The following is a 12365-nucleotide window of genomic DNA, read 5'->3' as shown; positions in this document are numbered from 1 at the left end:
ATGCGCGACGCTCTCGCTCACGGTTGCCCGCCCTGCGAAGCTCTTCGCGCCGATGCAATCAGCGTCCACCGCCGTCCGGCCCGCGTTCGTGACGATCGCGATACGCCCCTCTTCCTTGGGCCGGGTTGCCGCGACACATACGCCGTTTCCGAATTTCGGTAAAGTGGAATATTTTTGATAATGCGGGTTGACCCCGATGTTGGGTGTTTTGCCCGTCAGGGAATACAAGGTCTCGTAGCGACGCAACATCTTGTGTCCCGGATGAGGGAAGCGACATTCGAGCCTCCAGGCACGAGTGGTCCCGGGTGTCGCTTCGCTCACCCGGGCTAATGGCACTATGATCGCGGTTCCGCCAGCTGCTCGATCACGAGATCGAGCAGCGCGCGGAGACGAGCGAGGCGCCTCATATCGCGATGGTAGCCCACATAGGTGTCACGGCCGGGTGGCGTCGTTCCGATGTCGAGCGCGACCAGACGGCGGTCGCGGTCCCCGAGCGGACGTGGCAGCACGGCCAATCCGGCGCCGCTCGCGCACAGCTCGGCCTGCACCTGTCTGTTGTTACTACGCGAGGCGACCTCCGCATTGGGCAGCGCGCGCTTCAGCCAGACCGCGTCGGGCATGTCGGCGTACTCGGCATTCATCGTCACGACGCGGACAGCGTTGGCCTTGCCGTCGCCGGGGCGCGGCGGCTTGCTGCCCTTCTTGCCATAGAGCGCGTAGGGAATATGCAGCAGCTTTCTGGAGACCACCTCGGGCTCGCTGAACGGCTTGATGCGGAAGACGAGATCGGCTTCCCGCCGCGGCAGGCTGTAGAGCCGCGCATCGGTCAGAAGCTCCACAATCACCTTGGGGTGACGCTTGCCGAACGCGGCGATCACCGGCGACAGCATCACCGTCCCGAACCAGTCCGACGAGGACAGGCGCAACAGGCCGTCGAGCTGCGTCTTCGCACCAGACACCTGCCGCTCCAGCGCGAGCGCCTCGTCCTCAATCCGCTCGGCGTGACGGAGCACGGCCGTGCCCTCGTCGGTGAGCACGAAGCCATCCGCGGTGCGCTGGAACAGTGTCTGCCCCAGCGACATCTCCAGCGCGCGAAGCCGCCGGCCCATGGTCGGTTGGGTCTGGCCGATCTTCCGTGCGGCGGCACCGAGCGTGCCTTCACGGGCGATCGCCAGGAAGATGCGCAGGTCGCTCCAATCCATCAGAATTCCCCGCCATACAGAACTGTATGATGATCGTACATGCTTGTTCCTTCCCATGCAAAATTTCATGACCATATTGGAGGCCGACAAGGGAGCAAGACGGTCATGACGACACAATCGACGATGCGCGCTGGCGTCCTGGAGGCTCACAACGCCCCGTTACGCCTCTCGACGATTTCCAGGCCCGAGATCGGGCCGCGCGAGGTGCTCGTGCGGGTGCGAGCCAGCGGCATCAATCCGCTCGACACCAAGATCCATGCGGGTACGGCCGCGCATGCGCGCCATCCGCTGCCGGCGATTCCCGGCATCGATCTTGCCGGCGTGGTCGAACGCACTGGGCGCGAGGTGACCCGGTTCAAGCCGGGCGACGAGGTCTACGGGATGACCGGTGGCGTCGGCGGTGTGCCGGGATCGCTCGCTGAATTCGCGGCGGTCGATGCCGACCTCCTGGCATTGAAGCCCGCCAATCTCAGCATGCGGGAGGCTGCCGCCCTTCCCCTGATCGTCATCACGGCCTGGGAAGGCCTGATCGACCGCGCAGCGTTGAAGGCGGGCCAGAAGGTGTTGATCCATGGCGGTGCGGGCGGCGTCGGTCATGTCGCGATCCAGATCGCGCGCGCCTTCGGAGCGGAGGTGTTCGCAACCGGCTCTGCGTCGCAGCGTGCCATCATCGAGGGTTTCGGCGCTGTATTCATTGATCGCGACAGTTCGGTCGAGGCCTATGTGACGCAGCATACAGGCGGCCAGGGCTTCGACATCGTCTACGACACCGTCGGCGGCAAGGTGCTCGACGCCTCCTTTGAAGCGGTACGCCGCTTCGGCCATGTGGTGAGTGCACTCGGCTGGGGGGCGCACGCGCTTGCGCCGCTGTCGTTCCGCGCAGCGACCTATTCAGGCGTCTTCACGCTGCTCCCGCTGCTGTCGGGCGAAGGGCGCGCCCATCACGGAGAGATCATGGCGGAGGCAACGCGCCTGGTCGAGGCCGGCAGGCTCGTGCCGCTACTCGACCCCAGGCGTTTTACGCTGGAGAGCGTCGGCGAGGCCTATGCGCGGATCCGAGATCACGCCGCCAAAGGCAAGCTGGTCGTCGAGATCTGAGTGAGCTTGTAGCCGGCGTGGCGCTGTGCCCGCCGCTAATCCTCGCTGGACGCCGCGGAGCGGTTGCGCAAATACGCTTGCGATAGCAGGAAGAACAACGCGCGCTCGCCCTGGTATTTGGCGGACGGCCGCGTGCGCTCGAAGCCATCGGCAAAGATCTTGCCGGACTGGTCGCACACCTGCCATCGCCAACCAAACCGCTTGCGCCTGGTGAGGATCACTTCGAACATGCCGACGCGCTTGGTCCCCTGCCCCTTGCCGGTCTCGCAGACGCACAGCCTGCTCCGGACTCCTCCGTTGGAGACCCGACATATAGCGCAGCGGAATAGAAAGAGAATGAAATTGATGATCGGAAATGCGCATCTTGCACCGTTGTGATGAACGCGCGACGTCCTCCGGAATAAGCGGGCGTTGCCGGTGTTCTTGCCGGCTCTTCGACGCGAGCTGTTAACGCTGGCAGGTATTCAAATCAGGATGAGGGCGCGGAGGTCCGGTAAGCAAATGCTCACTGGACTTCCATGGCGGGCGTCAGCGGCCTACGCGTCTGATTGGCTTTTCGTGCGCTGGATGAGAACCGCGGTACGATGTTGCGGAAATCGCTCGCATCGAACGCCGTGCTTTCGGTGATCGCGCCGGTCTCGTGCAGCGTTGCAACGCTTCTTCAGCGGGGCTTCACTTCATGCTGCACCGCGTCCGGGACACGCGATCAGCGCGCGACGACTTCGACCTCGCCGTCGACGCCGTTCACGACGTTGAAGCCGCGCTCGTAGACCTTGCCCTCGTTCTTGGCGATGGCGCGGTACTCGCCTTCGGAAAGCACCACGCGCGGGAAGGCGCCGATCGATTCCTTGATGACGTCGCCGCCCGGGGTCAGCACCGACCAGGCGGTGTTGGCGAGCGCCTCGCCGCCTCTGTCGCTGACCAGCTTGAGTGTGATCACGGCGGCGCGGTGGGTGATGGTGACGTCGGTGAGCTTGCCGACCTGCACGCGGATGTCGGAGCGCACCACCGAATTGGCATCGCCATAGTTGGAGACGATGTAATAGGTGCCCTCGGGGATCAGCACGACGTCGCCGGCGGCGACGTTCGGCACCAGCGAGGCGCGCTCGCCGGATTCGAACTGGCTGCCCTTGTAGATCGCGAACGAGATCTGGTTCTGCGGAATGCGGCTGGTGCCGACCCGGCCCTCGATGCGCAGGCCGCCGGCCGGCAGCACGAAGGATTCCCGGTCGGTCTCGGCTTTCAGGCTGACGGTGCGTACCGCGCTGACGAGGCCGAAAGCGACGTGCACGACGTAATTGCCCGGCGGCAGCACGATGTTGGGCGTGGCGTTACGGTCCTCACGGATCAGCTTGAAGGTGCCGTTCTCGTCGGGACGGTCGGCAAACACGCGCCAGACCAGGCCACTGGTAATGGGCGCCGAGTCCTTGCCGTATTTCGCGGTCAGGGACAGCACGCCCTGTCCGGGCGCGGCGGCGTTGAGGGGGGCGGCCGACGGCACGGTCGTGACGGCGGGCGGCGGCATGCTCGGGGTCACCGGCTGCATCAAGGTCGGCGGCAGGCTCGGAGGACCGGCACCCAGGCCGGAAGGAGGCGCCAGGTTGATGGCCCCGCCGGGGTCGGGCACCGAAGCCGGCGGCACCGGCGGCGGCCGATCGGAGAAAAGCTGCGCCTGCGCAGCGTTTTGGCCTGAGGTAAGGACGCACGCGGCAAGGATCAGCGCCGGCAGCAGCCTGCCGCTGCGCCGCCATCCGATGATGCCGTCACCCCCGCGTGTCATGCTTCCTGCTTTTCACCGAAAACGCGGCAAATTCAAGCCTCTGAAACCCCAGGAAATACGGTCCCGGCACGGTTCTTTGGAACCCGGTTGACGCCTGCGTGATTGGGCCGACGACGGCCAGCCGTCGCCACACTGCTGCCCCCTGTGTCCCGAACGGTATAAACCATGCTTCACCCTCGTTATGGCGGAGCAGGAATACGGCGCCTACTCTGGTGTGAGGGCTGGCCCGGGTGGGAGAGTTTTCGGTGCTGGATATTTTGAAGGGTCGGGGCGCGAACGGCTCCAATGGCGAAAAAGCCGGTGAAAAAGTCGGCTTGGGCAGCATCCGCCGGCCGGTGATCGGCCTTGCCCTTGGGGGCGGCGCGGCGCGCGGCTTTGCCCATATCGGGATTCTCAGGACGCTGCTTGCCAACGGGATCGTGCCCGACGTCGTGGTCGGCACCTCCATCGGAGCCGTCGTCGGCGGCCTCCACGCGGCCGGCCGGCTCGACACGTTCGAAGAGTGGGGGCGCAGCCTGCAAGGCATGCGCAACATCCTCGGCTATCTCGACATCCGCCTCAACGGCTCCGGCCTGCTCGGCGGCGAGAAGCTTGCAACCCGGCTCGAGGAGGCGGTCGGGCAGACGCTGATCGAGGATCTCCCCGTCAAGTTCGCAAGCGTGGCGACCGAGGTCCGCACCGGTCACGAGATCTGGCTGACACGCGGCCGCCTGGTCGATGCGATGCGCGCGTCCTACACGCTGCCCGGCATCTTCGCGCCGATGCTGATCGGCGACCGCTGGCTGGTCGATGGCGCGCTGGTCAATCCCGTGCCGGTCTCGGCCGCCCGCGCGCTAGGTGCTGAAATCGTCATCGCCGCAAATCTTTCCAGCGACATCTTCACGCATTCCACGACGATTCATTCGCACGGTGCAGTGCCCAGTCCGGTCGTGCCGGAGCCAGCGGAGCCGGCTGCCAAGCGGCGCTTCCCGCGCCTGTTCTCGCCGGAGAAGACGATGAAGCGAGAGTTCTTTGGCGGCAACGGCCGGCCCGGCATCTCCTCGGTGATGGTCGATGCCTTCAACATCATGCAGGACCGCATCACTCGCGCGCGCCTCGCCGGCGATCCGCCCGACCTTCTGATCACGCCGCGGGTCGGCCAGTTCGGCTGGTTCGACTTCCACCGTTCCGAGGACCTGATCGCCCACGGCACGCGCGCCGCCGAGCGCGCGCTGGAGTCGATCCAGGAGGCGATCGAGGTGCTCGCGCCGGCGCCGGCAGGCAGCGCGCCCAAAGCGGACGAGCAGGCCTGATCAGGCCGTCTTGATGTAGTCGCGCAAGGCTTCCTGCTCGGTTTCGTATTCCTGGACCCGGCGCTTGACGATGTCGCCGATCGAGATGAGGCCGACCACCGTGCCGTTGTCGATCACGGGCAGATGGCGGAACTTGCCCGATGTCATCATCTCCATGATCTCGGCGACCGTGTCGGTCTCCTTGCAGGTCACCACCTTGCGGGTCATGACCTGAGCGACCGGCTCCTCCAGCACGCCGGCGCCGCGCTCGCCGAGCACGCGGACGATGTCGCGCTCCGACAGGATGCCTTCGAGCCGGCTCTGGTCCATCACCAGCACCGCGCCGATCTTCTTGTCAGCGAGCAGCTTGACCGCGGCAGCCAGCTTTGCGTCGGGCCCGACGCTCATGATCTGGTGACCCTTGGTGTTCAGAATGGAACGTACCGTCATTGTTGCCTCCCTGAATCGGACCCGTCCCGCCACAGGGCGGTCCGGACTTGTTCTTCGAGTCTTCAACTAACAGTTTCAGCGCCGGTTTCACGCTCGTGCGCTTGTCGAAGCGTTGCCGCTATCGGCCTGTCGCTTCGGAACATTCTTCACGCGAATGATGAATGAATTCGGGCCGCGCCGCAAGCGCCGCTTCAAATACGGTCTGAAACGTCCTGTGACGACGCATCCGCAGCATCGCTTCGCATGCGCGGCACCGGATCGAACAGGGTGAACAGCAACAGGCCGGCAAAGAAGCCGCCGATATGCGCCTGCCAGGCGACGCTCGTGGTTTCGGAATCGATGCCGATCGCACCGACGCCGAAGATGATGTTGACGCCGAACCACACCGCCAGGAAGCCGACCACCCGCCCGTCGCGCAGCGCGCGCCACAGCGGCAATGCCGGAACCCTCGCCGCGGTATCGGCGTCCAAACGGTTGAACGACAGGAAGCTGCCACGGACGAAGGCAAAGCGGATCGCCGCTGCCATTGCGCCCGACACCGAGGCCGAGGCGCCGATCATCGGCGCCACCGCGTGCTCATGGGTAACGAGATGGGCGAGCGCACCGGCCGCCGCCGTCACCGCCAGAAACAGGAAGAACCTGACCGCCCCAAAACGCCGCGCCAGCGCGCTGCCGAACGGCAACAGCCACAGCACGTTGAAGCCGAGATGGGTCAGATTGGCGTGCAGCAGCGAATAGGTGACGAAGGTCCAGATCTTCGCACCCGTCCCGCCGGGAATCTCCAGATTGAGCAGCGAGGAATCATAGCGCTTCGGGATGAAGCCGAAGACGTCGATGGTCCAGTTCTCGATCTCGGGCGGCAGCAGCACCCGCAGATGGATCACCGCCAGCAGGACGATATAGGCGGTCAGCGCCGTGGGCAGCGTCAGGACCGGCTCGCGCGGAGCCTCTTCGATGACCGCCGGCCCCTCCGCTTGAGGATTTTGCCGAGGGCCTTGCGGCGGAGAATCTTGAGAGGAATCCAAGGCAGCTTCGCTTTCAGCGCGACCGGGGCAACACGCTTGCAGATAGTCGCCTTTGCCAGCCTTGCGCAAGTGCACAAAAGGAAAAGGCAGGGCCCTGGGAAGCCCTGCCTGTCCGTGTCGGCCTTTCCGGCACCCGGGGAATGAAGTGTATCCCCACCCCTCCCCGGCCCGCGGCCAAACTGTTTGACGCCCTGTGTACAGACCCCGCCGACAACCTGGAGAAAAGCGGCGGGGCTTGCGACTGCGGCCACCATAGCAGCGGGGCGCGAGGTGCAAAGCGCATAGTTAATTTAACGTTAACAACGCAAAGCCGGCCTTAAGGAGTGCGAAAACGCCGCTCCGGCATGGACGCTGCAAATCCCCTCCTGCACAACAACACAAGGGATCGTGGGTGCACTGAAGCGGGACAGGTCTGTCCCGTCGAGGTTACACCCCGGGGTAAGCGTTCAATCATGAAACATCCGTCGAGCCGCGCGTTCTTCGCGTATTGGGACAAGAAGCGCGGCGCTGCACGGGCCCCCGACAGGGCCGACATCGATCCGGCCGCGGTCCGCGGCCTGCTCGGCGACATCTTCGTGCTGTCCTGCGAGCCGAACCTCGGCTTCCCGTTCCGCGTCGCCGGCACGCGGGTCTGCGCGCTGGCAGGATCCGACCTCAAGGACCAGAGCTTTGCCGCGCTGTTCGACGATGCGAGCCGCAGCGAGATCGAGGAGATCACGACCGTCGTCGCCGACGAGACGTTAGGCGCGATCGCCGGCGTCACGGCCGCGCACGAGGACGGCAGCAAGGCCCATCTCGAGCTGTTGCTGCTGCCCTTCAACGCCCGCCCGCACACACCCGTGAGCGTGACGGGCGTGCTCGCGCCGTTCGACGACGCGTGCGGCGCGCTGTCAGCCTTCACCCTCACGTCCTGGCGCTATCTGCACCAGCCCGAGAAGCTCTTGCCGCGCGCGATCCGCAAATTGCAGATCGCACGCGGACTGATGGTGTATGAGGGCCTGAGATAATCGCCGCCCAACGCGCGGGTATCGCGCGAAGCGGGAACCCGTAGCGCGACATCAACGCGGATGCGGATGGCCGTTTTTGCCGGATCTGCGTCATTCCTGATGTCGTTGCCAGGCGTTAGCTTCCGCCTCGCGCGAAGCAACGAGGATCGGGTGACATCATCATGACGTGGCGCATTCTGGCGTTGAGCGGCGTCGGTTGCCTGGCATTGCTGGCCGCGATCGGCGGAACCTGGCTGTTCCTGCTGCCGGGCTCGCCGGCTAGGGGAAGCGCGCCCGCGATATCCAAGGACGAGACCGAGGCGACGCTTGCCGCGCTGAAGCCGCCCAAACGCAAACGTCCCCTGATCGCCATCGTCGGCATCAACGACATGACCGAGACGACGGACTATCTGATGCCATACGGCATCCTCGCACGCGCCGATGTCGCCGACGTCCAGACATTGGCGACGCAGCCTGGTCCCGTCGCGCTCTATCCCGCGCTCAAAGTGCAGCCGCACGCGACCATCGCCGAGTTCGACGCCGCGCATCCGGACGGCGCCGATTACGTCATCGTGCCCGCGATGAGCCCCGAAGACGATGCCACGGCCTTGCAGTGGATCAGAAGCCAGGCCGGCAAGGGCGCGACCGTCATCGGTGTCTGCGTCGGCGCCAAGGTCGTCGCCAACACCGGGCTGCTCGACGGCCGGCGGGCCACCACACACTGGTACTCGTTGCGCGATCTGCAGAAGCATTCCGCGATCCGCTATGTCCCGGACCGCAGGCTGGTGATCGACCGCGGCGTTGCGACGACGACCGGCATCACCGCGTCCATGCCGATGGCGCTGACCCTGGTCGAGGCCATCGCCGGCCGCGCCAAGGCGGAGGCGGTCGCCCAAGAGATCGGTCTTTCGCAGTGGGATGCGCGCCACCGCAGCGAGGCGTTCCAGTTCACACGCCCCTTCGCGCTGACGGCGATCGCGGGCACGCTCGCATTCTGGAATCGCGAGCAACTCGGAATCGCGCTGACATCAGGCATCGACGAGGTGTCGCTTGCGTTGGTCACCGATGCGTGGTCGCGCACTTATCGCTCGCGTGCCCTCACCTTCGCGGCCACGGCAGAGGCGCGGGCGAGCCGCGGCGGTCTTCGTATCGTGCCGGACAAGGTCGCAAGCGATTGGCCGGCGAAGCAGACGCTGCCGGCAGCGGTCGATCTGCCGCCGGCGCGTGCGCTGGACCAGACGCTGCATGCCATCGATGCGCGCTACGGATCGCGCACGGCCGACTTCGTCGCGATGCAGCTCGAGTATCCGAGATGAAGCGGGAACGGCGTTACGGCATCGCCAGATGCCAGGCGCCGTTCAAGAAGCCGTCACCGGTGACGTCGCCGGGCTTCTGGTCCTTGGCGAAGGTGTAGAGCGGCTTGCCCTTGTAGGCCCATTGCTTCGAGCCATCGTCGCGCGTGATGATGGTGTAGCCGTCGCCGGCCGCATCGCTCGCCTCGGCCTTCAGTACCGGCCAGTTCGTCGCACATGGACCGTTGCAGGCCGACTTGCCGTCGGCATCCTTGTCGAAGGTGTAGAGCGTCATGCCCTTGGCGTCGGTGAGCACGTTGCCCTTGTCGGTCTTGCCCGTCTTGGTCGGCGGCGCAGCGAAGGCGGCGGGAACGATCGCGAGGGACATGGCCAGGGCGAGCGCGAGGCGGATCGAGGACGTCATGATATCTCCTGTCATGCAATTGGCTTGCATGGATAGGACGCCGCGCACGGCCCGGTATTCCCAAGATGACGGCGAGGATATTTTTCGCTGCGCGCGCCGGTCCAGGGGAATAAACTGGATGGACCGAGACGGACCGACAAAGAGACATGAGCAAGCCGCATTGGCGTCCCGCACACGCATCCGACCTGCCCGCGATCAGCGCCATCGCGGCGCGGGTACATCCCGACCTTCCCGAAAGGCCCGAGGTATTCGCCGAGAAGATGCGGCTCTATCCCGGTGGATGCCGCGTGCTGATCGCCGGCGACGAGATTGCCGGCTACGGGCTTGCGCATCCCTGGAAGCAGCACCGGATTCCGCCGCTCGACGGGTTGCTCGCACGATTGCCCGACGATGCGGATTGCCTCTATGTCCACGACGTCGCCGTCTTGCCGGATTCTCGCGGCGGCGTTCTGCGCGTCTATATCGCCGAGATCGAGGAGCTGGCGCGTGCCTCAGGCATCGCAACGCTCGCATTGGTCTCGGTCTACGCGACGCGGCCGCTGTGGGAGCGCCTCGGCTTTCGACCCGTCACGGCGGAGGCGGAGCTGCGGGCAAAGCTCGCATCCTATGGCGAAAGCGCGACGTACATGCTGCGCGACCTCGCCGGGCCGTAACCTCGCCCACGCGGCGTGCGGGGCATTCAACCGCGATGCTTCTTCTTCGCCTTCTTTCCCGGCGCGCCCTTCACGGGCCATGGCGTGACCGATGACGGCTCTGCGTGGCCCGGCCGATGCTTCTTTTTCTTTGCGAAGGAAGGCGCCTCCTCGAATTTCGGCGCGCGTTCGCCGTGGGACTTGCCGCGCGGCTTGAACCCACTCGCCTCGCGCGGACGTTCATCGCGCCGTTCGCGATGCTCGCCCGCCTCGCGCCGCGGCGCATGGGACCGCTCTTCCGAACGTTCCTGACGCTGCGGCGCCTCCGCCATCAGCTCGATCCGGATGCTGTCTTCCTTGTCCGGACGCTTGACCTTTGCAGCGAACGACTCCGCCACCCGCTCGGAAATCTCGAACTCGGTCGTCGTATCCATGATCCTGATGGCGCCGATGTCGCGCTTGTCGATGCCGCCGCGGCGGCAGATCATCGGCAGCAGCCAGCGCGCCTCCGCATTCTTGCGTCGTCCGATCGCGGCCCGGAACCAGACGCTGGTCTCCGACATGCCGTGCTTCGACGGCGCCTTGCCGGATTTCGATCGAGGCCGCGCGCTACGATCGTCGCCGCCTTCGCCTTGAAGTCTGTCGCGGCCGCGATCCTCGCGCGGCTTGCCGCTGCGCTCGCCGGGATCGATGATGTCCTCGGGCGACGGCAGCCGCGCACGGTAAAGCCGCGCCAGTGCCGCGGCGATATCCTCGGCCGATCGCTCGGCCAGCAGCGCCTGGGCCAGCGCCAGATCGTCGGCCGTCGTCTCCTCGGTGAACAACACGTCCTTCATGCGATCGTGATCGAGCTTGCGGATTTCGTCCGCCTGCGGCGCCGTGCCCCAGACCGCGTCAACCCCTGCGAGATTGAGCAGCAGCTCCGCACGCCGCCGGCGGGCGGGCGGCACCAGCAGGACGCTCGTTCCCTTTCGCCCCGCGCGCCCGGTGCGGCCCGAGCGATGCTGCATCACCTCGGCGTCGTTGGGCAGGTCGGCATGAATGACGAGATCGAGGCTCGGCAGGTCGATGCCGCGGGCGGCGACGTCGGTCGCCACGCACACGCGCGCGCGTCCGTCACGCAGAGACTGCAGCGCCATGGTACGCTCGTTCTGCGTCAATTCGCCCGAGAGAGCGACGACGGAAAAGCCGCGCTCCAGCAGTGCCGCCTGCAAATGCCTGACGTGATCGCGCGTGCTGCAGAACACCAGCGCGCTCGGCGCCTCGTAGAAGCGCAGCACGTTGACGACGGCATGCTCGGCATCGGCGGGCGCGATGCGGATCGCGCGGTATTCGATGTCGGCGTGACCGCCCTCGTCGCCGGCGACCTCGATCCGGAAGGCCTGCCGCTGATATTGCTTGGCGAGCGCGACGATGCCGCGCGGGAATGTCGCCGAGAACATCAGGGTGCGGCGCGTCTCCGGCGTGGTCTCGAGGATGAATTCCATGTCCTCGCGAAAGCCGAGATTGAGCATCTCGTCGGCCTCGTCGAGGACGACCGCTTTCAATTCCGAGATATCGAGGCGGCCGCGCCGCAAATGGTCGCAGAGCCGGCCGGGCGTGCCGACCACGATGTGGGCGCCGGCTGCCAGCTCGCGCTGCTCGCGGCGCGGATCCATGCCGCCGACGCACGAGACCACGCGCCCGCCCGCATGCCCGTAGAGCCAGGCGAGTTCGCGGTGGACCTGCATCGCGAGCTCGCGGGTCGGTGCCACGATGAGGGCGAGCGGGGCGGCAGCCTGCGCGAACTGCTCGGTCTCGCCGAGCAGATCCTTGGCCATGGCAAGGCCATAAGCGAGGGTCTTGCCGGAGCCGGTCTGCGCCGAAACCAGGAGGTCGCGATCGGCCGCCTCGTCCGCAAGCACGGCGAGCTGAACGGGGGTCGGTGAATCATAGTTCCGCTCGGCCAAAGCTTGGGCGAGCGGCGGGGTCAGGGCCGGAAAAGACACGGGATGGAAAACCTTGGTTAATTCAGGCGCGCAAACGGTGAACCGGCGGGCCTGAGCTCGCGTGGGGAGGCAATCGGCCCGGCCGCACGCTGGATTTGATCTGGGCGCTCTTTACGCCAAGCGCTCGGAAATCACCATGCCTATGATGCATGGCTCAGCGAGAACTGTGACTGAATGGTGCAGAAGCCCCTGTGGCCGCCTCGCAGCTTCCAGGTCG

At 65.9% G+C, this 12365-nt stretch carries 12 protein-coding genes and 1 pseudogene; 5 read left to right on the top strand and 8 right to left on the bottom strand.

Features of this window, described 5'->3' with window-relative positions; translation table 11 throughout:
• Both ACFDR6_RS32125 and ACFDR6_RS32120 read right to left on the bottom strand, forming a co-directional pair.
• A pseudogene (locus tag ACFDR6_RS32125) lies at window positions 1-249 on the bottom strand (hypothetical protein); the annotation flags it as partial.
• An 86-nt stretch (window positions 250-335) separates the two neighbouring features.
• Entirely contained in the window at window positions 336-1202 is an 867-nt protein-coding gene (locus ACFDR6_RS32120; RefSeq protein ID WP_375860787.1) for a LysR family transcriptional regulator, read from the bottom strand.
• Window positions 1203-1307: 105 nt separating this feature from the next.
• Here ACFDR6_RS32120 and ACFDR6_RS32115 point away from each other — a divergent pair, with 105 nt between their 5' ends.
• On the top strand, window positions 1308-2300 hold the full coding sequence (locus ACFDR6_RS32115) for a zinc-dependent alcohol dehydrogenase family protein (RefSeq protein WP_375860786.1): 993 nt from the start codon (window positions 1308-1310) through the stop codon (window positions 2298-2300).
• A gap of 35 nt (window positions 2301-2335) precedes the next feature.
• On the opposite strand, the gene ACFDR6_RS32110 is transcribed toward ACFDR6_RS32115, so the two are convergent.
• A complete protein-coding gene (locus ACFDR6_RS32110; protein ID WP_025037121.1) occupies window positions 2336-2530 on the bottom strand; it encodes a hypothetical protein in 195 nt (64 codons plus the stop codon).
• A gap of 476 nt (window positions 2531-3006) precedes the next feature.
• Window positions 3007-4080 carry an RgsD C-terminal domain-containing protein gene (locus ACFDR6_RS32105; protein WP_317243522.1) on the bottom strand — a complete coding sequence of 358 codons (1074 nt, stop codon included), beginning with the start codon at window positions 4078-4080 and terminating at the stop codon, window positions 3007-3009.
• Between the two features lie 245 nt (window positions 4081-4325).
• Here ACFDR6_RS32105 and ACFDR6_RS32100 point away from each other — a divergent pair, with 245 nt between their 5' ends.
• The gene (locus ACFDR6_RS32100; protein WP_212081377.1) at window positions 4326-5372 is read left to right on the top strand and encodes a patatin-like phospholipase family protein; all 1047 of its coding nucleotides are present in this window, start codon (window positions 4326-4328) and stop codon (window positions 5370-5372) included.
• Here the strand turns inward: ACFDR6_RS32100 and ACFDR6_RS32095 are convergent, their stop codons facing one another.
• Both ACFDR6_RS32095 and ACFDR6_RS32090 read right to left on the bottom strand, forming a co-directional pair.
• On the bottom strand, window positions 5373-5801 hold the full coding sequence (locus ACFDR6_RS32095) for a CBS domain-containing protein (protein WP_212081378.1): 429 nt from the start codon (window positions 5799-5801) through the stop codon (window positions 5373-5375).
• A gap of 191 nt (window positions 5802-5992) precedes the next feature.
• A complete protein-coding gene (locus ACFDR6_RS32090) occupies window positions 5993-6826 on the bottom strand; it encodes a rhomboid family intramembrane serine protease (RefSeq protein ID WP_375860785.1) in 834 nt (277 codons plus the stop codon).
• 452 nt (window positions 6827-7278) lie between these two features.
• Between ACFDR6_RS32090 and ACFDR6_RS32085 the strand changes: the two genes are divergently transcribed.
• Entirely contained in the window at window positions 7279-7833 is a 555-nt protein-coding gene (locus tag ACFDR6_RS32085) for a PAS domain-containing protein (protein WP_212081380.1), read from the top strand.
• 161 nt (window positions 7834-7994) lie between these two features.
• Window positions 7995-9128 carry a DJ-1/PfpI family protein gene (locus ACFDR6_RS32080; RefSeq protein ID WP_375860784.1) on the top strand — a complete coding sequence of 378 codons (1134 nt, stop codon included), beginning with the start codon at window positions 7995-7997 and terminating at the stop codon, window positions 9126-9128.
• A gap of 13 nt (window positions 9129-9141) precedes the next feature.
• On the opposite strand, the gene ACFDR6_RS32075 is transcribed toward ACFDR6_RS32080, so the two are convergent.
• Window positions 9142-9528 (bottom strand): COG4315 family predicted lipoprotein, encoded by a 387-nt coding sequence (locus tag ACFDR6_RS32075; RefSeq protein WP_212081382.1) that lies wholly within the window; start codon window positions 9526-9528, stop codon window positions 9142-9144.
• Window positions 9529-9674: 146 nt separating this feature from the next.
• Here ACFDR6_RS32075 and ACFDR6_RS32070 point away from each other — a divergent pair, with 146 nt between their 5' ends.
• On the top strand, window positions 9675-10181 hold the full coding sequence (locus tag ACFDR6_RS32070) for a GNAT family N-acetyltransferase (protein WP_317243515.1): 507 nt from the start codon (window positions 9675-9677) through the stop codon (window positions 10179-10181).
• A gap of 26 nt (window positions 10182-10207) precedes the next feature.
• Here the strand turns inward: ACFDR6_RS32070 and ACFDR6_RS32065 are convergent, their stop codons facing one another.
• Complete coding sequence (locus tag ACFDR6_RS32065; protein ID WP_375860783.1) at window positions 10208-12148, bottom strand: DEAD/DEAH box helicase; 1941 nt, start codon at window positions 12146-12148, stop codon at window positions 10208-10210.
• Window positions 12149-12365 lie beyond the last annotated feature (217 nt).

The sequence above is a fragment of the Bradyrhizobium tunisiense genome, from assembly GCF_042263385.1.
Taxonomy (GTDB): Bacteria; Pseudomonadota; Alphaproteobacteria; order Rhizobiales; family Xanthobacteraceae; genus Bradyrhizobium; species Bradyrhizobium tunisiense.
Note: the sequence above shows the minus strand (reverse complement) of the source record. Positions and strands in the feature narration are given on the sequence as shown.